The sequence below is a fragment of the Endozoicomonas sp. GU-1 genome, from assembly GCF_027366395.1.
GTDB lineage: Bacteria > Pseudomonadota > Gammaproteobacteria > Pseudomonadales > Endozoicomonadaceae > Endozoicomonas.
In genome coordinates, this window is record NZ_CP114771.1 from 4,056,212 (window position 1) to 4,077,599 (window position 21,388).

Consider the following 21,388-nt stretch of genomic DNA (forward strand, 5'->3'; position numbering starts at 1 on the left):
CACTTTTATCAGGCCCTGCCACACTCGTTCATGCCACCCGCTAACGCCAAACTTGTTGTGACAGGAAACAATCCGAGTATGACCAGAATCCCAGCCACAAAATAGCCAACATAACGACTGGCAACACCAGTCAGTTGAATAACCGCGTTATTCTGGCTGAAAGTAGTGTTGGGGAAGGTATTGAAAACTGCAGCCAGCATGGAGTTGAAACCATCGCCCAGAACGCCGCCTTTAATACGACGAAGATAGTCTTCCCCCTGGATAGGCTGCCTGGAGATCATGCAGTTAGCAGTCAGGTCACCGGTAGATTCAATGGCAGTGATCAGATAAATAATGGCAATGGGAAAAAATGCCAGCCAGTCAAACGAGAAGCCATATTTAAAGGGAACGTCATCAGGATTTTGGCAATGGGGGTTGGATAGGGACTGGTGCCTTAAATATAGGTTCTTCAGAGGACATATCGTCTAAATCAGTGATAATGTCAAGCAGTGAGGGAATAGATCCAAAGCTCCATGGTGTGTCAGCATCTGGAGTGCGAAGGGATGTGTCTTCTAACCCGGGGAATGGTAATCCGGAGGTAGTTAAAGCTGACCTTCTGTATTGTGATTCGTTGGTATTTGGGGCTGACCCGGTGCTCTCCTGCACAGGAGTGCTCAACGATATAGTTGAGAGTTTTCCTCCGGATACGGGCCACTGTGAACTGGAATTGAACGTCCCCGGATCACACATTGATAGTTGTTGAGGTGTGACTGTTGCCACTGATCGTGCTGACTCTGTACCTGCTGAGGTCAATGGTGGCTGAACGATGTCAGGCTCAGATGTCGGGTTATCGTCTTGCAATAATTGTTGGCATAGGACAGAAAATGCAATACCGGTTTCATTACTAATGCCAGTAGTGCTATTCACCTGAGCTGGGTTGGTGTTGGTCCCGACAGGAACAACGGCCTTAGGATTTAATGGTGGCAGTTGAGCAGGCCCGGGTTGGATTTTTGCTGCCTGTGCGTTTGCCGCCAACATCTCACGAAATAGATCAAGGGCAATATCTTTCTGCCTGAGGAGTGTTTCCATTCCCGTTTGGTATTTCATTAGTTGATCAGGCGTCATCTGGAGTATATTGATCTGCTGATTAACAGTATGATTGACCACAGGAACATTTGTTTTCAGGTTATTCATTTCTTGCTTCAATTCTTCGACTTCCTGACATTTCGCGTCTGCCAGGGCTTTTGTGCAAATGAGTTCTCTCTGCACTTGTTCTAACTTCTGCTCTTCATCCAGCTGTGCTGCCTGTTGCTCGATAAAAATAATTTCCCGTTCTTTCAATTGGTTGTTTTTATCCTGAGTTCTTTTCAATTCATTCTGTGTATGGTTAGAATCCTGACGTATTATTTTAATGGTTTCTGCTTGCCTGGTCATGGTATCTTTGGCAAGACTCAGGTCTTGCCCAACAGCTTCTTTTTCCAATTTTGACTGTTCAAGTTCTGATCTTATCTCAGTCAACTGGGTATTAAGATTTTTATTTTCTGTACTTAAACAATCTTCCTGTTTTTTCAGGGAAGTGACGGATGTTTGCAGTTGTAAAATACTTGCGTTACTCTCTTTCAGGCTATCTATCAGTTTGTTTTTCTCTATTAGTTGTTTATGTTCATTTGTTTTTTTTTGGGCAAGTTCAGACCTGATGTTTGCTAGTTCAGATGTAAGAGAGTGCTGTCTATCTTTCATTGTTTTTAAATCACTCTCATAAGTTTTAATGGTTTCTTCATGCTTTTTCAGTCTGATGACTTCCGTTTTTAATTTTAATATCCTTGCCTTGCATGCTTTCAGGCTATCTTCCAGTCTCTTTATCTCTATTAGTTGCTTACGTTCATTGGCTTCTTTTTTGGCAAGTGTCGATCTGATATTTCTTGATTCAGATGTAAGAGAGCTTTGCTTGTCTTTCATTGTTTTTAAATTGATCTCGTAGGCTTTAAAGCGTTTTTCATACTCTTTCATCCTGCTGACTTTCGTTTGCAGATGTAACATCCTCGCTTCGCTTGCTTTCAGGCTATCTTTCAGTTTGTTTTTTTCTATTAGTTGCTCACGTTCATTGGTTTCTTTGTTGGCAAGTTCAGATCTGATGCTTTCTAATTCAGATAAAAGAGAGCTTTGTTTATCTTTTAATGTTTTCAAATCACTCTCATATGCTTTAATACGTCTTTCGTATTCTTTTTTCAGGCTACTTACTTCCGATTGTGATTGTAAAACACTTGCCTTAGTCAATTTTAATTCGTCTTCCAGGACCTTTTTTTTTATTAGTTGTTCACGTTCATTTGATTCTTTTTTGGCTGATTCAGATCTAATGTTTTCTAATTCGGATAACAGAGAGTCTTGCTTGTCTTTCATTTTTTTTAAATCACTCTCATACACTTTGACGGTTTCCCTGGAACTTGATAGTTCTTTTTTAAGGTGAGTGATTTCGGATTCAAGCTTGATTTTCTCATCCTGGTTGCTGCATTCTCTGAGTAATTGGCAAAGAAGTTCTCTTTCTTTTTCTAAAGTTTTAACATTGCTTTCCAGATCATTAACTTTACCTGCTAATTGTTCTGAGTTTGTTCTGTGTTCTGTAATCTGGTCTTTTGTAGATGTTAGCTCTTCATCTTTCTCTTTAATATCTCTTTCTTTTTCTTTGATATTTTTCGAGAGTTCTGTGATTTTATTTCTTAAACTTCTGTACAAAATGTCATTATTGCTTTTTAATTTTGCATTTGCTTCATTGAGATCCTGTTTCAGGTTTTTTAATTCATCCTGGTTTGTTTTTTTCTGCTTTTTAAGGTTGTTGATTTCTTCTTCCAGGTGATTTATTTTTTTGGTGTGATTTTGTTTTAGTTCTTCTGTTTTTTTTGTTCTTGTTTTTATTTCATTTTGATGTTGAATTTTTAACTCCTTTATCTTTGCACTGCTTTCAAGTAATGTATCATTGTAAGCTATACTTTCTTCTCTTACTGATTGGATCTCCTTTTCCAGTTTTTTAATCTGTTTTTCCCTGTCAGAAAGAGCATCTCTAAATGATTTTGCTTCTTTAATTGAATTTTGGCTTTTGATTTTTTCTTTCATTAATTTTTGTTGTAAATTTGCAGTCTCTTCCTTTGTTTCTCTTGTTATCAAGTACATGGATTCTACCATATTTTTCATTGATCTTAATGGGGGTAGCGGATCTTTATCTCCTGATTTATTCTTTTTTGTGTCTTTTTTTGGTGGACATATTTCACTTATATTTTTCTTGCATTGTTCTTCAATGTTTTTATGTTCTTCTTCAAGTTTGCCTAGTTTGTCTTTTAGAAATCCTATGGTATCTGTCAGTAATTTTATTTCACCCTCTAACGATATTGCTGACTCTTTTGACAGTTTTAGCTCTTCTGTCAGGTGTTCATTTTCTTTGATTAATGTGAGTTTTTCTTTAATTTCCTCCTCTTTTTTTAACAGTAGCTGATTGGCTTCTTCCAGTTTTTCTTCTGTTGATTGTATTTGTTTTTTATATTCAGAAATTTCTTTCTTGTGATTTTTCAGTTGGTCAGTTAGTTTTTTGTTTTCATCTTTCATTTCTGTGTTATCTGAAGATAGTAACGCTATTTTTTCTTCCAGATATTTTTTTTCATTTGTAAGGCTTGATATATTTTTTTCAGAGTTGATAATTCTTGATTCAAGTTCAAGATTTATATTTTTTACTGTGGATAATTCATTTTCTGAAGAAAAACATTTTTTTAAAGCATCGTAATTTATATCTTCTCCAATTTCAGGATTTTCACTGCTGGGTATAGAGCTAACACCTGGTTTAAATGCAACTAGAAAAGGAAAAATACTATGGTACTTATGCTCAATTTTCCATAATTCTTCACTTCTAAATTCTTCTTTACTGGTGTTTCTGGGATCTACCACGATAAAGTAGTAGTGCTTTAAATTCATTACCGCCGCTAGCAGGAACTCATATTTCTCAATATCCTGTGTCATCAGATCGTATTTTTTAGCATGAACAAATGGATAAATCAATGTGGCAAACGTTTGTTCAGAGTTCAGCTTATTAGCTGATGAACTTATGTTAAATTCAGTCGTTGCGACTGTCCTTCTTATAGGTACTCCAGTTTCAGGATGAAGATCATCTGCTTCATCCATACCGGGCATTTCTGGCATTATCTGAATAAAGTCTTTTAACGCCTGATGGAAAATATCATGAACCTCGGGTGTACAGTTTTCCTGTTGGGATGGTCTATAACCGTTATAGGATGTTGCAATCAGTTTAGTGATTGCTCGCCATTGAGATTTACCAAAAAGCTGCAGACCCTTATTGTCAATGTCTTCAGGTTTGAGAAATTGGTCACAGTGTCTAATACTGATTTTTTTCTTGTCTGATTCGGTTGGCTTTGGGTCTTTCAAAGATGAAGTCAGTTTCTCTCTGAGCAATGCTGCTGAACATTTCCATCCTTTACGGCTTATGAATTGTGTTAAAAATATGTCCAGACATTCCCATGCAGTTATTGGTTTTTTACCGGTTTTGTATTCAGTTTCATAAGAGAAGTAATTTTCACCTTCCTTGATGCCTCGTAAAACCATATTCTTTGCCTGATCCCAAAAATAATTAACCGTTGTGATTTTGCAATAACGATCACCCCAGATAATTTTGACTAACTTCTTGTCATTTTCTCTGGTTATATCTTTGCATGGCATCCATGCTGCCAGGATATTTTCCTCAATTATGGGGGTATCATCACCATGGTATTGGTCACAGAATGCATCCAGAATACTTTTAAAAGCACCCCAGAAATCCCCAAAAATTTTCTTTCCCTTGCCTTGTTTGGGGTCTTCGGTCAGATCCGTAAAAATCTGGTCATGGAGGTTGTTTGCCTGCATTGTTATGGGCGGGGTAATTTTACGTGTTTTCAATATCTTTGCAGGGTGGGGGAGTTGGTCTGAGCCCTGAGAGGTGTTGTGACGTTTTCTTGGATGGGTCACATTATTGCACTCTAGTGCATAACCTATTGTGGATTTTTTTTTCCCCTGTCGACCCCCAGGCTTTTTTTTCTGAGAGGCTTGTGGAGTGAAAAAATCCTGCTTTGCTGCGGATATATCCATAAGTCCCTGCTTTTCTCTGAATGGCTGCGTACATCGCTGAGTGTAAATAAGCAATGTAGTGAATTGAACTTAACTTGCTTAGAACTTTCCTATCTTAAATGGTTGCTGCTTTTGGTGTGAGTGATGATGGCATTTATAAAAGAGCAGACCGAACGACATTTGTTTATGCCATATCTTAGAACTACAAAATGTCAGAAAGTTCCCTGTGCCTGGTTTGGCCTGAAGGCCGCTGGGCGCTCACGACCACCACTCTTAATGCCAGCCTGGAGTGCTATTCAGGAAACGCTTCACCTGCTTGATATACCGGGAGTGCGGGAATCCATTCGGGACGGATTGGCCAGTGATATTTCAGATTGCAGTGAGGAGCCCGGCTGGTGAGTTGGTCATTACCAACGACTTAATTAAGGGGATATACACCCTCACTCTCCAACTCGTAACTTGCGCCCTGATCACTGTTCACAATACTGACCTCAAATTGATCTTCTTCAAATCGAACCAGCATGTATTTCTGGAACACCGTAGCGCCTCCCAGAAACACAGGGAGGTGCTCACCTGGTCCGTAGAAATCCCACAGGGTGTGAAAATCAACCTGGCCTACAAAAGAGTGCAGGTGACCGGCAAAAATGGCAGAAATTTTATATCGCCGCAGGATATCTCTTATCTCATTGGTAAAGCCGGATATGTGGTAGTTCAGGATAATATGTTTGCCTTCACTGCTGGCCTGTTCCAGGTCATTGGCCAGCCACTCTCTGGCGGATTGGATATCAAAATAATCCCTTCGGGTCCGGGCAAAGTTCCAGCCATCCCATTGTGCCGTATAGGTTGGGTAATTATTGAGTTGCACGAAATGGATGTCACCAATATCCCAGGAATAAGCAAAGCTTTTACTGAATTTTTTTTTCAGTGATGGAAACTCGAAATAAGTCCCCGTGCTGTGATAGTCAAAACTGCGGACATTCAACGTACGCACATGATCTCGTAAATACAGCATCATTCTGGAAGCACAGTTATTCAAAAAGCAGCCATCAACATTGTTGGAAATATCATGATTACCCAGGCCCGGATAGACGTTCATTTTTAATTCGTTGTGGTATAGCCGGTAGTAGGCATCGAACTGCCAGTCATAACCAAACGCGGTCAGGTCGCCATTGATGACGACGCCGGCCAGTTGTTCTTTACCCAGGTCATCCATTAATGCATTCAGGCTTTGCACATAATTCATATTTTCCTGCCAGGCTTTGTCCTGGTCATCACAATTTTCTTTTGATGATCGACATGACCATGGGTACTGAGGGTCTGACATAAATGCCATATAAAAATCGTGATGGTTGAACGGAATCAACCGCGCATAGGAAAAATTGTCTTCCAGCGCATCTGCCACATTGCCGGTAGCGTTGAAATAGGTTCTGCACATGCCACTGCCATCCGGTTCATCACAGACCTCCAGTGCCTGATCGGAGGCCAGCTGGATCGGTGTGGCCGAATCATCGGCTTCACACAGAGGCAATAGCTGTTCAGAGTAGTGTTGGAGTTCATGCAGGTTGGTGCAGTCTTGTTCGGTAGCCAGGCATTGATTCATGAACACTATGCCCAGAGCGAGAGAGATCAGGCTCTTGAATGCTTTCCGGATGGTAAGGTGGGGCATAATGGGCCTCATATTATTGCGAAGTGACTGCGTTATGATTTCCAAATCAATTTTAATTAACTAACACTATGAAAAGGTTAAAAATATATCGACAGATGATGGTTGGATTTGAACAAACATTGAAGAGAGAAAGGTGAGGTGGATGATATCCATTATGTTTTTTGATGGTTAGCTACTTATCAGCCAGTACGAGAAAGTCAGGATTTATCAGGCTTTCTTTCAGGCTATAACTGAACTGCTGCCAACCGGGAGAGTTTGGGAACAAAATTCTAGTCCTGTTGTCCATAAAACTGATCAGTCAGTCAACATATCGCTTTTAATCTGGTCAATCACAAGAATTTCGTTTTCATTCTACGTTCAGGAGTTTACATGGCGAATTCCATCCAGCCACAAACATCTAGCCAGCGCACTGCCGTCGGCGGTGCTGATCAATTATCGTTCGGCACTACACCTGCAGTAGCCGGAACGTTTGATTCCCGGCACACCACCACCTCATCTGAGCGCCTTCAACTGAAGATGCTGGGATATTCTGAGAAGGATATTATTACTGCAGAGACGGCGCTATATGAACGGGCAATTAAACCAACTCCGGCTGATATTATCCAGGAGCTTGCCGGCAAACGCGTTGCTATAACCTCCGCATTTCTCATCATCAAAGAGGCGATGGACAAGACTCTCGGCTTCCGTAATCAATCTCAAATAGTCAAAGAGGTCGTCAGGTTTGCCGAGTCACTGAAAAAAAGTCTGGACAAAAAAATTGACGAACACCTTACCTCTGCGTGGCCGGAGCAGCAAAAAGTGGCCGAGATTGTCAGCAATTGGCCAGAGTTCCTCAAGGAGTCGGCAACCTACATCCGTTATGGCTGGCCAGTTCTGGCTATTGGTGCTGATCAACAGTTCTTATGTGACTTCGGGTCTGCCACAGAAGTCTGTACTGACTACCGTGAATCATACCCGGGTGCCCATCCGCGGATATTTCCTGGTCATGCAAAACTTCATTATCATAGTTTTGATCCAAAGTCCTGTAAGCATTATTCTTCAGATGACTATCAACGCTATTTTGGTGAGTTTGCCCAACAAGTTCAGGCGTTGGTTAATAACCCTCCGCCAGATTTTCCCAAAATCGATGAATGTTCATTCCTGGAGTATCCGGTCTTTTTCCGTCTGGTCAAGGATATCTGGCTTGACGCATTATCGACTAATAATACCGGAACCATGGAAAGGGTCAGTCATTTGATGGTGTCGTATACGAAGGTCTTATACAAAATGTCTGAATATCGTTCCAAACCCAAACACCACGACTCTCTGGACGACCAGTTAAGTAGCGCCCATTCTCATAAATTGGGATATGAGGATTTGTTAATTTTAGCCTTTCAGCTGGCTACGGCCCCTGATAAATGGGAGGAAAACTATAAAGATATTTTCCAGCAGTTGATCAGCCTTGAACTTTCAAGTGAGAAAAGCGAGCTAATGAGAGGTTATGACCAATGGACGGAGGGTCCCGTTCAGCAAATGCAGGTCAGTCATTGGGTAGAGTCAATGTTTATTCCTAAGACCATCAAAACCTTGCACTTTCTGCAAGATATTATCAACTATATTGATCAGCCATGTGAGAATTTAAGGGGTGGCCCTCGTTCGGTTGTGGATAGTTTCCAATGGAATGACAAAGAGTACTTCGATGCAGATACCAGGCAGCTACTGAAACCCATCATTGCAAAAGACTTGGGGAATTTAGTTCCCCTGGAGGAAACTCAAAAGGTGCTTGATGCTTTTTTCAGCAACAAGGTCCCCAAGTTAGCATAATTAAGTAGCTGGCCATATGGAATCATATATTTCTGGCTACTTATCCCGTTGCGTTCAGAAAGACCTGCACAAAAAAGGATTGAATTTACTGTAATGGTACCCCAATATTTTTAATGGGTTTTGGCAGTGGATAACCACGAAGGTCAAAAAGAGCACGGAGAAAAGAAATCTTTTCTTTGTGCTCTTCGTGAACGGTCCTGTCTTCGTTTGGTTAACTATTTCAATAGATAATTGTTGGCTTTGAACAAACCCGGAAAGCATTTGCTATTATGAATTGGGTCTTAATTAGCATGGATCTTATTTATGATTAGCTACAGAAAAAAATAGCTACAGAAAAAATAGCTACGAATATAAATAGCGTTTTTAACAGGGTTAAATGGATATTGCATCATAATCCGGCACTGCCGAATAATCATATATGGATTGAATAGAGATAAGACTTATGACGAAAGGAAAGTTAGCAGGAGTAATCCTGTCAGGTTTTATTGCCTCGGCCTGTTCTCAGGAAACTCGCTTTAATCTTGACCAGAGCGATACGTCCGAAAATCCCATGTATCACAAGCAAAGTGTTGAAGAAATTCTGAACACCTCAGACGATGAAGAACTGGTTCGGATTTCCGGTGAAATTGTTAAGAAAATCAAAGGAAAAATATACCTGTTTCGTGGTGAAACCGGTGAGATTAAAGTACTTATTGATGATTCAGCCCTGCCCGATCAGGAGGTTAAGCTGAACTCTCCCACCATTATTAAAGGTGAGGTGGATAATCCACCCGACAGAGCCCCCAGGGTTGAGGTGGATGATATTCATTATGTCTTTTGATAGCTATCTGCCCGTCAAACAGTCCCTCAGGAACGCGGCGGCCAGAAATTATTCCATTGAATCGTTTTATCAGCCAGTACGAGGAAGTCTGGATTAATCAGGCTTTCTTTCAGGTTATAACTGAAGCGCTGGCCATCCGGATTAAGAAACAATCCGCCTGCCCCTTCAACAACCGCCTGAACAGCCCCGGTATCCCATTCAGACGTAGGGCCAAGTCTGGGATAGATATCAGCCTGACCCTCAGCAATCAGGCAGCTTTTTAATGCACTGCCAACTTTTCTGGATATCAGGCCCGGATACACAGCTTTCAGTGCGTTAAGGTAGTGACTGGCCTGTTCTGTGCCATAACTGCGGCTGCCAAGAACGATGACTTCCTTCTGGGGGGCGAACTTTCTGGGGCGGATTTCATTGGCAACACCATCGTTAACCTGCTTCCACGCGCCCAGACTTTTACCTCCCCAGTAAGTGGTATCCGTCGCGGGCAGATGCACGATGCCAAGGAGCGGATAGTTATTCTCAATCAGGGCAATATTGACGGAGAATTCACCATTGCGGTTGATAAACTCTTTGGTTCCATCCAGAGGGTCAATCAACCAGTAACGCTGCCAGTTTCTTCTTTCCTGCCAGGAGGGATGATCCGACTCTTCAGAAAGCAGAGGGTATGTTACCGGCAGACCTTCCAGGCCATTAACGATGACGGCATTGGCCGCCAGATCAGCCTTGGTGACAGGCGTGGTATCCGCCTTGGTTTGTACCCCGAGATCATCCTGCTGATAGACGGCGAGAATACCTTTTCCTGCCTCTCGGGCAATGTGTACTAACTCAGGAATTAAAGTCTCAGGATCGTTCATATCTCGCACTCTGGCAAAGGTGGATCAGGCCGGTTAATGGTCAACCCAGCAACCCGGCTTGAAGTTGTTCGCGCACCATAAACAGGGCTGCGATCACTCTTGCTTCCGTAAAGTCCGGCCGGGCACACAGCGTCATTAACTGATCAAATGAAAATGTCTCGACTTCCAGGGGTTCTGGTTCATCGCCCTCCAGCGTCTCTTCATAAAGGTCCTGCGCCACCATAATATGAATACTGCGCTTCATGTAGTTGGGTGAAAGGGTGAAGTCGCCCAGGTGATGCCAGCGTTGAGCACCAAAACCGATCTCTTCCTTCAGCTCTCTGTTGCCCCCTTCTTGCAGGGTTTCGCCGGGTTCGGCAAGGCCTTTCGGGAGGGTGAGCTGGTAATCTTCCGTTCCGGCAGCGTATTCCCTGATCATCATGAAATGCTGGTGATCGACCAGTGGCACAACCATCACGCCCCGGTGTCCTGTCTCAAACTCACCCAGACGTTCATAAATACGCTCTTCACCGTTTGCAAACCGGATATCCAGCTCTTCCACCCGGAACAGGCGGGTACGGGCGATTTCCCGGCATGCGCGAATCTCTGGCTTATTTTTCTGTGGCATGTGTTCCGTCATGGTTTCCTGATGGTACTGGCTGGAAATATCCGGTCATTATAGTGGGCATAGGCTCCTGGTATCCATTGATGCCGGATCACTTTTGGCCTTGAAAGCACGGAATTTCATTCACATTATGGCACTGGTAAAATGGCTGGAAACGTTCAGATAGGACCTGATACACCCTGAATTCCCCAACATTCTCTAGCTGAGACGCCCTCATGATTGACTGGACCAAGATCAGCACAGTGCTGCTGGATATGGATGGCACGCTATTAGACCTCCATTTTGACAACTATGATAAGTTAATCAGTTCCCATGACTACGGCCATCCCAAGGAGGATCAGAGTTTCTGGCGGGCACTGGAAGACGATATTGCCCTCGATAAGGCGCATGCACTGTTTATTGATGACAATATCGGCATTCTTGATTCAGCAAAAACCTATGGTATTGCCGAGCTGCTGGCCATCCGTTATCCCGACAGTCAAAAAGGGCCCTGGGACACGGGCACCTACAATGCGGTTGAGGATTTCCGGGAACTGTTTATTTCCTGGGAGCCTGTCGGACTTAAGCGTCCGACAGGCTCCAAGGGGGGACCGAATGAGTAATAGTGAAAAGATCAGACTTGATAAATGGCTATGGGCAGCCCGCTTTTATAAGACCCGCAGTATCGCCAAAGAAGCCATAGACGGTGGCAAAGTGCACTTGAATGGCCAGCGGTGCAAGCCAGGCAAAGAGCCCCGGGTGGGTGATGTGATAAAACTTCGTGCTGGCTGGGATGAGCGCATTGTTATCGTTAAGCAGCTCAGTGATAAGCGGCAGAAGGCTGAGCTGGCCCAGCAGCTCTATGAAGAAACACCTGAGAGCCTTCAGGCCCGGGAAGAGGCCGCCGAGAATCGAAAAGCCCTGCGAGGTGCCATGCCCAGACCTGATCACCGTCCGGATAAAAAGCAGCGTCGTGAGATCCTGAAGCATAAGGCGGATTACTGATTCCGGTGGGTTCCATCGGTATATTGTACGGCGACTTTGATCGCTTCCGTCAGGCTGACTTCGCTGGCCTGACCGGTACCGGCGATATCATAGGCGGTTCCGTGATCCACCGAGGTTCTCAGAAATGGCAGGCCACAGGTAATGGAAACCGTACGTTGAAAGTCCACCATCTTGGTGGCGATATGGCCCTGGTCATGATACATGGACAGCACCCCATCATAAGCGCCGTTAAGCGCCTGATGGAACACGGAATCAGCGGGAATGGGGCCAGTGATATTCCACCCTGCCTTCCTGGCCCGCATCACCGCAGGCTCAATGGCGCAGACTTCTTCATCTCCAAACAGCCCGTTCTCGCCACAGTGGGGGTTCAAACCGGCCACAGCCAGCGATGGCGCAGGGATGCCCAGGGACTTGAGAATCTGGTAAGACTTGACAATACCCTTGAAAACCCTGTCTTCAACAATGGCATCACAGGCCTGCCTGAGCGACAGGTGGCGGGTAAGAAAGAAAACCCTGAGCCCGGCAACCTGGAAGAGCGTAATAGGGTCATGGGTGTGAGTCAGTGATGCCAGTATTTCCGTATGGCCGATATGAGGAATCTTTGCCGCTTTGAGCGACAGCTTATTGATGGGTGGGGTAACGATGGCACTTTTTTTCTGCTGTTGAACATAGTGAACCGCTCGCTCAATAAACTGGTATGCTGCTGCGCCGGATGCCGCTGAGGTTTTCCCGAACATGATGTGGTCGATATTCGTGATCGGGCTGTCAAGCAGGTTGATTTGTCCGGGCTGATGCAAGTCAGGAGTCGTTTGTTGCATCAAACGGAAGCTGACCTTCTCCCTGCACAGGCTGGCGGCCTGTTCCAGCCATCGAACATCCCCCAGCACCACTGGCCGACAGGTTCCGGCAAGCTCCGGGTCACATAGTGATTTGATAATGATTTCTGCGCCGATACCGGCTGGGTCACCCATGGGGATACAGATCAGGGGAGGCATTTCGGCTATCGGCCACACCGGGCCGCCTGAAAGCTGGGACTTCAATCAGCTTAGCAGCAATGCTGAGTGTCACAAATGTTCATGACTGATTCGTCGGCCACCGGGCATGATGAAACGATTAAGAACCGGTGCCATTGGCCTGCCCGGGTGGAGTAAGGCAGCCCTGGGCAGCACGGTTTCGGACAGAACTTGCGCCTGGTTGTAAGGTGAGCACCTGGAATTGTGTAGGTGGATAGATGTCAACTACAGGCTTTTCACTGGCATCAGTTTCACCAAAGCCATAATTATCCCACGCGCGGGTATGAGATTGATATGGCAAATGATCAGAATGACAACACTTCCGTTCTTCCAGGCACTTGTCCACCGTACTTTCGGCCTTGTTCAAGCAACGTATTGCACAAGCGCCGGTCAATGCTGCACTGTATAAACAGGCCTTCGGGGCGGGAGTAACACATCCCAGAGTACAGCATCCTGTTACGCACATCGCCGTGCTGTATGCCATACAGACAACCTGCTGCAAATTGTCACGTTCTTTCTCACAGAAGTCACAGTGCTGAACATTGTTTCCCCACAAGGTCTGTGGTCCGGGCTGGTAATTGATTACAGTATTCATGGTTCGTTAACTCCAGTTTTCCAGATTGTCGGACCGGGTTTATTGGTGATAGTTCCCGGGCAAGGCCGCTTTAATGTAACCTTCCTCACAGGCTCCTGGGAGAATCTCACTTATCTTTACTTTCTGGCCTGTGTTCCTTAACCGATGAGAAAATCTTCCATTATGTCCACAGCAACAAAGTCGGCTTTTGTCTTCTTAACTGAGTCGGCTGGCACATCGTTGTTATCATTATCCTGGATGAGTGAATGATCGGGTGAAATGAGGATGCCCGGAGCTGCACGGTTGCGGACAGAGTTTGTGCCTGGTTGCAAAGTGATCATCTGGAGTTGTGTCGTCGAATGGCTGTCACCTGGAAGCTTTTTTCTGGCATCAGTTTCACTGTCCCCGGAACTATCGCTCTCGCCAGAATCAGGCTGATACGGCAGATTATCAAAATGACAACATTTCCGTTCTGTCAGGCACCTGTCAATACTTCTTCCGATGTTGTTCCAACAACACACTGTAAAGCAGCCGATACATGACACACCAGTTAACGAAGAACCCGCGACGGAGCAATTGCAAATTAGTCCCGAAAAAAAGCCTACAGCAAAGGTTGCTGCGCTGCATGGCACCCAGATTGCCTGCTGTAAATTGCTCCGTTGTTCCTTACAGGACTGACAGCGCTGATCACTGTTTCGGCTCATGGCCTGGGGACGGGGTTGATAATTGCTTAAAATATGCATGGTTCGATAACTCCGGTTTTTCTGGTTCGTCGGACCGGGTTTATGGCCGATGGTTCCCTGCAAAGGCCTCTTTTTTTATCTGAATATTTTTCAAAAGAACCTGAAATAAACAACCAGCGTTTAAAGATTTTATTCCTGTTTGTTCTGGGAAATAACCAACTTGTTATTACTAATTTTTTAGAAAAGCTTGTGTGATGCAGTAAGAAGAAGACTGGAAACTCAATCGGCAATAAAGAAACATCGTCGCTAAATACTATCAATGAGTTGACGACAAATTCATCACAACTGAAATCAGGGATTTTCACGGCAAAAAAAGGGAGCCATAGGGCTCCCGGAAGACGATCTCGTCAGGACGGCAGAATGATATTGCCACCGGCTTCGCGGATTGCGGCCAGGTTCTCTTCATCAAACTTGCTGTCGGTGATAATGCAATCCAGCTCTTCCAGACGGGCAATGGTTTTCATGCTGGAGGCACCAAATTTACTGGAATCCGCCAGCAGAACGGTTTTATTGGCCCGTTCCATCATTTTGCGACGGATGTAGTAGTGATCGTTGGATGCGGTGGTCACGCCATTGTTCAGGCTCCAGCTGTTGGTGGCCAGGAAGGCGATATCCGCATTAATGCTGTCGAGGAATGACAGGGCCGCAACATCCGTGTGCGCCTTGGTGATGGCACTGACATTACCCCCGGTGGTGAACACCTTAACCGTTGACGAGTCTGACAGCTGCAGGGCAATTTTCAGGTCAGTGGTGATCACGGTGACCTTCATGCGCATCATCAGCTTGGCCAGTGCCATTGTACTGGTACCAGAGTCCAGCAGAACGATCTGCCCTTCACGAATCTGCTTCAGGGCTTCATGGGCGATGGATTTTTTCTCTTCGATATTCACCGCGTTTTTCTTTTCGTAAGGGATATCTTCCATCAGGAAGCTTTTGGACACAGCACCGCCATAGGTCACGCGCAGCTTGTCTTCTTGCTCCAGGGTGCGAATATCACGACGGATGGTCATTTGGGAGACATCGAAACGTTCGGCCATTTCTTCGATGTTGGCACAGCCTTTTTCTTCAACAAAAGCAAGAATATGTTCGCGACGTTCAACCGGAAGCATAGTTGTTCCTCATTAAATGGAGCATGATCAATTTGCCCTGTTGATCAACTGGCACATCAGGTTCGCAGAACTCGACCAACGGTAATGATGCTTGCTGCCGATGAGTATTCAGAAAAGTAATGTCCCGTAAGAGGGGCTTACGGGGTTACCGCGCGGTAATGAACTGATGGCACTCGAATGCAGAAGACCGATCAATGGGCATTTGGTGCGGGATTATATCACCAGAATGATGAACTATTACTAACTTTTGCAAGTTATAAACCGGGAAGTTAATTCAGGGCCATTCCTTACTCATGCTCAACCGCCACTGCTCTGGCGTGGTTTTCCTTGACTGACAGGATCAGCTGGTCCTTTTCCGTCCACAGTTCATTCACCCAGTTCTGACACTGTTCCCGAAATACCTCATCATTACTGTAATCCCGACCAAGATAAGCGTCAGAAATTGTCTGTTTTTCAATCCTGACGTTGATGGCATCGCCCCGGCCGCAGAGGAAATCCCAGAACGATGGCACTCCGTCCTGGTAAACAATGGTGATATTAATCAAAGTGCGCAGCTGTTGATCCATGGCTCCAAGCACAAAACCAACACCGCCGGCCCGTGGTTTCAGCAGATATTGAAAAGACGACTTCTGTTGCTTGTGTTTGGCATCGGTAAAGCGGGTTCCTTCAATAAAGTTAAAAACCGATACCGGAACATCCCGGAACTTTTCACAGGCTTTTCGGGTGGCTTTAAGATCTTCACCGCGTTTCTCCGGATGTTTTTCCAGATAGGCCCGTGAATAGCGTTTCATAAACGGGAAGTCCAGCGCCCACCAGCATAAGCCGATAACCGGCACCCAGATCAGCTCCTGTTTCAGAAAGAACTTCAGCATGGGAATTCTGCGGTTCAGCAGGTGCTGGACAATAAAAATATCCGCCCAGGACTGGTGGTTACAGGTGACCAGATACCATTCATCTTTCTGCAGGCTGTCCAGTCCTGCAATTTGCCACTGCATCCTCCGGGTCAATTTCATCCAGCCACTGTTGATGCTGATCCAGCACTCAGCAATAGCGATGCACAGGCGGGTACACAGTTTTTGCCACGGTTTGATCGGCATCAGAAAACGACTAAGACTGAATGCCAGTAAAGGTATGCTCATAACCAGGGTGTTTATAGCGAGTACACTCGCGGATAGGCAACCCCTGAGAAAAGCCGGGATAGATGACAGCATAGTATCTACACAGGTTAGTTATTATCATTGGGCAATTTCATGCTGCTGAGAATGTAAGAGTTTTTTCAAGCCTTGCCAAGGGATACCTTCGCGCTTTTTATGGTTCTCACCCCGATTGCCATTTTGTATGGACACAATTTCAGCAGCAATTGCAATGGCTATTTCAGCAGGCTTTCGGCCCCCAACACTTTCCAGTCCAACCGGACAGCGTAGATGCTCAATTTGGGCGGGCGAGAAACTGCCTTTGTGTTCCAGTCGCTGACGGAAACGCTTGGCCTTGGTTTCTGAGCCAATAACACCCAACCAACGACTTTGGTCGTGTTTTAGCGTTGCTTCGGCAATGGCGAAATCCAGCTGGTGGTTGTGGGTGACCACCAGAACAAAGGTATTCTCAGGCAGGTTTTCTACCTCCAGCTCCGGCTGATCGCTGATGCAGACCCGGACATTTCCCGGTAGCTGTTCAGGAAACAGTGCTTCCCGGCTATCGATCCAGGTAATCTGGCAATCCAGCGGTGCCAGAACATTCACCAGCGCATGACCCACGTGACCGGCACCAAACAGGGCGATACGAAAACCACAGGTGGTGATCGGTTCCAGCAGCACACTGACACTGCCACCACAGCACTGCCCAAGCTTCGGGCCAAGGGGAAAGTGCTCCAGAAGCGGCTCTGAGTGGTGGTTAAGCAGCAGTTCCCGGGCTTTCTGGATCAGCAGAAATTCCAGTTGCCCGCCACCGATGGTGTCAAAGCACTGGTCAGCCGTGACCACCATTTTACTGCCAGATTTTCTGGGGGCAGAACCTGCTGATCCCAGAATGGTCACCAGTACACCGGACTCGCTGGTTTGCTGAAGCCTGGCCAGGGCATCAATCCACATATCCTCTCCCATCACACGGTTTATAGCGCGTTCTTTTTTATGGATGTGACGGCCGTCAATACCCTTTCCGGGGTGGCAGGCACATCAATTTGTGGATTAACCTGATAACCCGAAAGGCTGGATACTGCATCCCGAATGGCACACCACACCGACATACCCAGCATAAAGGGGGGCTCACCTACCGCCTTGGAGTGATAGATGGTGTGTTTCGGGTTTGGCTGCTGGAACAGCTCAACATTGAATACCGGTGGCATATCTTCAATGGTGGGGATTTTATAGGTAGCCGGGTTATTACTGAGCAAACGTCCACTGTCGTCCCATACCAGCTCTTCGGTGGTCATCCAGCCCATGCCCTGGATAAAACCACCTTCAATCTGACCCCGATCAATGGCCGGGTTCAGTGAGTGGCCTACATCGTGAAGAATGTCCACCCGATCCACCTTGTACTCACCGGTCAGCGTATCCACGGTGACTTCTGACACAGAAGCACCACAGGCAAAGTAGTAGAACGGTCTGCCACTGGCGGTTTCCCGATCGTAGTGAATTTCCGGCGTGCTGTAGAAACCACTGCTGGATAGGGAAACCCGGTGCAGATAGGCCGCCTGAATAAAGTCAGCAAACGGCATTTGACGTTCACCAAGACGCACTTCGTCATCCTGGAATGACACTTCCTGCCCTGAGACGCCATAGTGCTCAACCGCAAAATCAACCAGACGATCCCGGATTTTCTGGCAGGCATCCTGAGCAGCCTTGCCATTCAGGTCGGTACCACTGGATGCCGCAGTGGGTGACGTGTTGGGTACTTTGTCGGTGCGGGTAGACGTCACCTGCACCCGTTCCAGAGCAACACCGAACTCGTTGGCCACGATCTGGGCGACTTTGATATAAAGACCCTGACCCATTTCGGTACCGCCATGGTTGATCTGGATACTGCCATCGGTATAGACATGGACAAGCGCACCGGCCTGGTTCAGATGTTTTGCGGTAAAAGAGATACCAAATTTCACCGGTGTTAACGCCAACCCTTTTTTCAGTACCGGGCTTTGCTGGTTGAATGCGCGGATGGCTTCCCGTCGTTGCCAGTAGTCTGAGCTTTCTTCCAGCTGGCCGATCACCTCATGCAGTACGTTATGTTCCACACGCTGGTGGTAATGCGTGGTATTCCGGTCAGTGATGCCATAGAGGTTTCTCTTGCGAACCTCCAGGGGGTCCAGCCCAGTTGAACGTGCAATGTCGTCCATAATCCGTTCAATAACCAGCATGCCCTGAGGTCCGCCAAAGCCTCGGAAAGCGGTATTGGATGCGGTATTGGTTCGGCAGCGATGGCCGATCACGGTGGCGTTATTGAGATAATAGGCGTTATCAGAGTGGAACATGGCCCGGTCGACAATGGCGTCGGTCAGGTCCGGAGAGTGCCCGGCATCACCGGCCAGCTCAATATCAACACCGGCAAGCAGGCCCTGCTGATCAAAACCCACGGTATAGCGATGGCGGAAAGGGTGTCGTTTACCGGTAGAGAGCATATCCTGCTGTCGATCAATGCGAAACTTCACCGGTCTGCTGGTTTTTACCGCCAGAAGCGCCGCAATACAGGCCGGGGCGGCGGCCTGGGTCTCCTTGCCACCGAAACCGCCGCCCATACGGCGCACATCGGCCACCACTTTATTCAGTGGTATGCCAATGACTTCAGCGACCAGCTTTTGCACTTCCGAAGGGTGCTGGCTTGAGGTATGGACATGGAGCTGACCGTCTTCCAGGGGAATCACGCTGGCAATCTGCCCCTCAAGATAGAAGTGCTCCTGTCCACCGTTCGACATCTGTCCTGATAGCCGGTGATCGGCATTATGGATGGCCTGTCCGGCGTCGCCTTTTTTCATGGTGTGGTCAGGCCGTACAAAGGAGTTTTGCACCATGGCCTGATCAATACCCAAAATGGCCTCCAGCGGACGATATTCAATCACAGCTTTGCGGGCTGCGATTTTCGCCGCTTTATGGGAGGTGGCGGCCACGGCAAACACCGGTTGGCCGATATAATCCACCCGGCCATCGGCCAATAGCATATCGCCGGGAAAGACAGGGCCAATATCTTTGTGACCCGGAATATCGTCTGCGGTGATGACCGCAATAACTCCGGGCGTGTTCCAGACTTCCTCAACATTGATGCTGACGATATCTGCATGGGCTTCTGTGGAAAGACCAAACCCGGCATGCAGTTGGTTGGCCATTTCCGGGCGATCATCAATATAGATGGCTTTACCCGTCACATGCAGATAAGCACTGTCGTGTTTAGCCGAGCGGTTTCCGCTTTTAGGACTTTGCTGCTGTTCACTGGCCAGATCCGGTAGTTTACGCATGACAGATAATCCTTACATTCTGGCCAGACAGTTCCATAAAATAACGCTCCAGCAAATTGCAGGCGGCTACAAGACGATACTCGCTGCTGGCCCGGACATCGGACATCGGGCTGAACTCCTGACACAGAGCGGCCTTGGCCTGACTGAGTGTTTCCTGGTTCAGTGGTGATCCCGTTAAAATCTGCTCACACAAGTCTGCACGTCTGGGGATGGCCGCCATGCCACCCAATGCCACTCTTGCCCTGGTTATGTGTCCATCGTCGCTGGTTTCCAGATTAATCGCGGCCAGGACGGTGGAGATGTCATCACCATAGCGTTTGCTGAGCTTATAGACTTTCAACTGGTGAGGGGTTGTGGGAATACGGATTCGGGCAATGTATTCACCGGATTGAAGCGCAGTCTTTTTGTAATCCAGGAAAAACCGGTTCAGGGGGATATTTCGGAGGGTGTCTCCGTGACGAAGATCCAGAGAGGCATCCAGCGCCAGTAACACCGGGGGAGTGTCGCCTATGGGCGAGGCGTTGCCGATGTTGCCGCCCAGGGTTCCCTGATTGCGTATCTGCTGGGAGCCCAGCCGGTCCAGCATCTGTGCAAACTCAGGAAAGTACTTTGACAGTATGGGTTTCAGGCTCCGATAAGTGACAGCCGAACCAATCACCAATTCATTCTCTTCCTCGTGAATGGTCTGCAGAGAAGGAATACGCTTTACCAATACCAGTTTGTTTATTTTCTTCAGCTGTTGGGTCACGTCGAGCCCAAGATCGGTACCACCGGCCAGAATCCTGGCGTCCGGGTTTTCCACCAGGTACCGGGCGAACTCATCTTCACTGGCAGGAATAAATGCACCGTTACCGCTGACACTGCCCAGCTGTTCTATGGTTTGCAGTCTGGATAAGGTTTCTGCCCGGTGTCTGAAGAATTTGTCATCCGGTTGCCCATTGGCCAGGCTCTCAGCGGCATCAATCAGGGGGCGGTAGCCAGTGCACCGGCACAGGTTGCCGCCCAGGGCCTCAAGAACATCCGGCTGGTTTTCCGCAGGTTCATGGTGAAGCGCAAATAACGACATCACAATGCCCGGGGTACAGAAGCCACATTGCGACCCATGGTGGTCAACCAGTGCCTGCTGTACCGGGTGTAACTCACTCTTGTTTTGGTTATCTTGCGGGTGGATCGAGCCTGCCAGGTCTTCTACGGTCAGTAGCTGCTTACCATGCAGCGAAGGCAGCAGCGCAATACAGGCGTTCATGGTATTATATTTCAGCTGATCGCCCTCTGGCTCACCCACCACAACAGTGCATGCACCACAGTCACCGGAGCAGCAGCCCTCTTTGGTGCCGGTACGCTGTTCAGTGGCAGGCTTTGCAGAGCTGGTTTCAGCGTTGCCTCGAAGATAATCAAGAACCGTGGTATCTGAAGCGATGTCCTCAACTTCGACGAGCCGATCGTTAAGAAGAAAGCGAATCACGATGGCATGTCCTTTTCTTTTTATTTTGTCTTTCTATGCCATGACAGGCCTTGTGCAACAGACTCTGAAGCTCCCGTTGGGCGGGCTGTATGGCATTTCCAGCCTGTTAATTTGCATTAATTTGACTATCTGGTCAGTAAAATAGCAAGCCACCAACTGTGAATTTTATTGACTATATAGTCAGAAATTTGCATTGTTCCATTCCAGGTTGTTAGTCTTGCCAGGCTGGATAA

At 46.8% G+C, this 21,388-nt stretch carries 18 protein-coding genes; 5 read left to right on the forward strand and 13 right to left on the reverse strand.

Annotated features, from left to right (window positions below; all coding sequences use genetic code 11):
* Positions 1 to 8 precede the first annotated feature (8 nt).
* The 3 genes from O3276_RS16960 to O3276_RS16970 form a co-directional block, all read right to left on the reverse strand.
* Positions 9 to 461: a solute carrier family 23 protein gene (locus O3276_RS16960; protein WP_332328279.1), complete on the reverse strand. Its 453-nt coding sequence runs from the start codon at positions 459 to 461 to the stop codon at positions 9 to 11.
* Positions 394 to 5,103 carry a coiled-coil domain-containing protein gene (locus O3276_RS16965; RefSeq protein WP_269672389.1) on the reverse strand — a complete coding sequence of 1,570 codons (4,710 nt, stop codon included), beginning with the start codon at positions 5,101 to 5,103 and terminating at the stop codon, positions 394 to 396. Before O3276_RS16965 ends, O3276_RS16960 begins: the two co-directional genes overlap by 68 nt.
* A 397-nt stretch (positions 5,104 to 5,500) precedes the next feature.
* Entirely contained in the window at positions 5,501 to 6,748 is a 1,248-nt protein-coding gene (locus O3276_RS16970) for a metallophosphoesterase (RefSeq protein ID WP_269672390.1), read from the reverse strand.
* Between the two features lie 369 nt (positions 6,749 to 7,117).
* Between O3276_RS16970 and O3276_RS16975 the strand changes: the two genes are divergently transcribed.
* Both O3276_RS16975 and O3276_RS16980 read left to right on the forward strand, forming a co-directional pair.
* On the forward strand, positions 7,118 to 8,551 hold the full coding sequence (locus tag O3276_RS16975; protein WP_269672391.1) for a hypothetical protein: 1,434 nt from the start codon (positions 7,118 to 7,120) through the stop codon (positions 8,549 to 8,551).
* A gap of 442 nt (positions 8,552 to 8,993) precedes the next feature.
* The gene (locus O3276_RS16980) at positions 8,994 to 9,371 is read left to right on the forward strand and encodes a NirD/YgiW/YdeI family stress tolerance protein (protein ID WP_269672392.1); all 378 of its coding nucleotides are present in this window, start codon (positions 8,994 to 8,996) and stop codon (positions 9,369 to 9,371) included.
* A gap of 26 nt (positions 9,372 to 9,397) precedes the next feature.
* Here the strand turns inward: O3276_RS16980 and cysQ are convergent, their stop codons facing one another.
* Complete coding sequence (cysQ, locus tag O3276_RS16985; RefSeq protein WP_269672393.1) at positions 9,398 to 10,222, reverse strand: 3'(2'),5'-bisphosphate nucleotidase CysQ; 825 nt, start codon at positions 10,220 to 10,222, stop codon at positions 9,398 to 9,400.
* A 40-nt stretch (positions 10,223 to 10,262) separates the two neighbouring features.
* The gene (gene nudE, locus O3276_RS16990; RefSeq protein WP_269672394.1) at positions 10,263 to 10,841 is read right to left on the reverse strand and encodes an ADP compounds hydrolase NudE; all 579 of its coding nucleotides are present in this window, start codon (positions 10,839 to 10,841) and stop codon (positions 10,263 to 10,265) included.
* 200 nt (positions 10,842 to 11,041) lie between these two features.
* On the opposite strand from nudE, the gene O3276_RS16995 reads away from it, so the two are divergent.
* Positions 11,042 to 11,428, forward strand: coding sequence for an HAD family hydrolase (locus tag O3276_RS16995; protein WP_269672395.1), 387 nt, complete (start codon positions 11,042 to 11,044; stop codon positions 11,426 to 11,428).
* Complete coding sequence (gene hslR, locus O3276_RS17000) at positions 11,421 to 11,810, forward strand: Hsp15 family ribosome-associated heat shock protein (RefSeq protein ID WP_269672396.1); 390 nt, start codon at positions 11,421 to 11,423, stop codon at positions 11,808 to 11,810. Before O3276_RS16995 ends, hslR begins: the two co-directional genes overlap by 8 nt.
* Here the strand turns inward: hslR and pdxA are convergent.
* The 3 genes from pdxA to O3276_RS17015 all read right to left on the reverse strand — a co-directional run bounded on the left by pdxA (position 11,804) and on the right by O3276_RS17015 (position 14,140).
* On the reverse strand, positions 11,804 to 12,823 hold the full coding sequence (gene pdxA / locus O3276_RS17005; protein WP_269672397.1) for a 4-hydroxythreonine-4-phosphate dehydrogenase PdxA: 1,020 nt from the start codon (positions 12,821 to 12,823) through the stop codon (positions 11,804 to 11,806). The two genes, hslR and pdxA, sit on opposite strands and share 7 nt — an antisense overlap.
* A gap of 100 nt (positions 12,824 to 12,923) precedes the next feature.
* Positions 12,924 to 13,418 carry a hypothetical protein gene (locus O3276_RS17010; RefSeq protein ID WP_269672398.1) on the reverse strand — a complete coding sequence of 165 codons (495 nt, stop codon included), beginning with the start codon at positions 13,416 to 13,418 and terminating at the stop codon, positions 12,924 to 12,926.
* A gap of 137 nt (positions 13,419 to 13,555) precedes the next feature.
* Complete coding sequence (locus tag O3276_RS17015) at positions 13,556 to 14,140, reverse strand: hypothetical protein (RefSeq protein WP_269672399.1); 585 nt, start codon at positions 14,138 to 14,140, stop codon at positions 13,556 to 13,558.
* Positions 14,141 to 14,182: 42 nt separating this feature from the next.
* Between O3276_RS17015 and O3276_RS17020 the strand changes: the two genes are divergently transcribed.
* Positions 14,183 to 14,335, forward strand: a complete 153-nt coding sequence (locus O3276_RS17020) for a hypothetical protein (RefSeq protein ID WP_269672400.1) — start codon at positions 14,183 to 14,185, stop codon at positions 14,333 to 14,335.
* Positions 14,336 to 14,487: 152 nt separating this feature from the next.
* Here O3276_RS17020 and O3276_RS17025 read toward each other — a convergent pair whose 3' ends face one another.
* The 5 genes from O3276_RS17025 to xdhA form a co-directional block, all read right to left on the reverse strand.
* The gene (locus O3276_RS17025; protein ID WP_101748183.1) at positions 14,488 to 15,249 is read right to left on the reverse strand and encodes a DeoR/GlpR family DNA-binding transcription regulator; all 762 of its coding nucleotides are present in this window, start codon (positions 15,247 to 15,249) and stop codon (positions 14,488 to 14,490) included.
* Positions 15,250 to 15,536: 287 nt separating this feature from the next.
* Positions 15,537 to 16,460 carry a 1-acylglycerol-3-phosphate O-acyltransferase, YihG family gene (locus O3276_RS17030; RefSeq protein ID WP_269672401.1) on the reverse strand — a complete coding sequence of 308 codons (924 nt, stop codon included), beginning with the start codon at positions 16,458 to 16,460 and terminating at the stop codon, positions 15,537 to 15,539.
* Positions 16,461 to 16,484: 24 nt separating this feature from the next.
* On the reverse strand, positions 16,485 to 17,336 hold the full coding sequence (xdhC, locus tag O3276_RS17035; RefSeq protein WP_269672402.1) for a xanthine dehydrogenase accessory protein XdhC: 852 nt from the start codon (positions 17,334 to 17,336) through the stop codon (positions 16,485 to 16,487).
* A 20-nt stretch (positions 17,337 to 17,356) separates the two neighbouring features.
* Positions 17,357 to 19,690: a xanthine dehydrogenase molybdopterin binding subunit gene (gene xdhB / locus O3276_RS17040; protein WP_269672403.1), complete on the reverse strand. Its 2,334-nt coding sequence runs from the start codon at positions 19,688 to 19,690 to the stop codon at positions 17,357 to 17,359.
* Complete coding sequence (gene xdhA, locus O3276_RS17045) at positions 19,683 to 21,155, reverse strand: xanthine dehydrogenase small subunit (RefSeq protein WP_269672404.1); 1,473 nt, start codon at positions 21,153 to 21,155, stop codon at positions 19,683 to 19,685. The genes xdhB and xdhA overlap by 8 nt, the downstream gene beginning before the upstream one ends.
* Between the last annotated feature and the right edge of the window lie 233 nt (positions 21,156 to 21,388).

Excerpts from the sequence above, each read along its gene's own strand:
- O3276_RS16965 (WP_269672389.1), bottom strand. The coding sequence starts at position 5,103 with ATGGATATATCCGCAGCAAAGCAGGATTTTTTCACTCCACAAGCCTCT.
- O3276_RS16970 (WP_269672390.1), bottom strand. The coding sequence starts at position 6,748 with ATGCCCCACCTTACCATCCGGAAAGCATTCAAGAGCCTGATCTCTCTC.
- O3276_RS16975 (WP_269672391.1), top strand. The coding sequence starts at position 7,118 with ATGGCGAATTCCATCCAGCCACAAACATCTAGCCAGCGCACTGCCGTC.
- O3276_RS16980 (WP_269672392.1), top strand. The coding sequence starts at position 8,994 with ATGACGAAAGGAAAGTTAGCAGGAGTAATCCTGTCAGGTTTTATTGCC.
- cysQ (WP_269672393.1), bottom strand. The coding sequence starts at position 10,222 with ATGAACGATCCTGAGACTTTAATTCCTGAGTTAGTACACATTGCCCGA.
- nudE (WP_269672394.1), bottom strand. The coding sequence starts at position 10,841 with ATGACGGAACACATGCCACAGAAAAATAAGCCAGAGATTCGCGCATGC.
- O3276_RS16995 (WP_269672395.1), top strand. The coding sequence starts at position 11,042 with ATGATTGACTGGACCAAGATCAGCACAGTGCTGCTGGATATGGATGGC.
- hslR (WP_269672396.1), top strand. The coding sequence starts at position 11,421 with ATGAGTAATAGTGAAAAGATCAGACTTGATAAATGGCTATGGGCAGCC.
- O3276_RS17010 (WP_269672398.1), bottom strand. The coding sequence starts at position 13,418 with ATGAATACTGTAATCAATTACCAGCCCGGACCACAGACCTTGTGGGGA.
- O3276_RS17015 (WP_269672399.1), bottom strand. The coding sequence starts at position 14,140 with ATGCATATTTTAAGCAATTATCAACCCCGTCCCCAGGCCATGAGCCGA.
- O3276_RS17020 (WP_269672400.1), top strand. The coding sequence starts at position 14,183 with ATGGCCGATGGTTCCCTGCAAAGGCCTCTTTTTTTATCTGAATATTTT.
- O3276_RS17025 (WP_101748183.1), bottom strand. The coding sequence starts at position 15,249 with ATGCTTCCGGTTGAACGTCGCGAACATATTCTTGCTTTTGTTGAAGAA.
- O3276_RS17030 (WP_269672401.1), bottom strand. The coding sequence starts at position 16,460 with ATGCTGTCATCTATCCCGGCTTTTCTCAGGGGTTGCCTATCCGCGAGT.
- xdhC (WP_269672402.1), bottom strand. The coding sequence starts at position 17,336 with ATGTGGATTGATGCCCTGGCCAGGCTTCAGCAAACCAGCGAGTCCGGT.
- xdhB (WP_269672403.1), bottom strand. The coding sequence starts at position 19,690 with ATGCGTAAACTACCGGATCTGGCCAGTGAACAGCAGCAAAGTCCTAAA.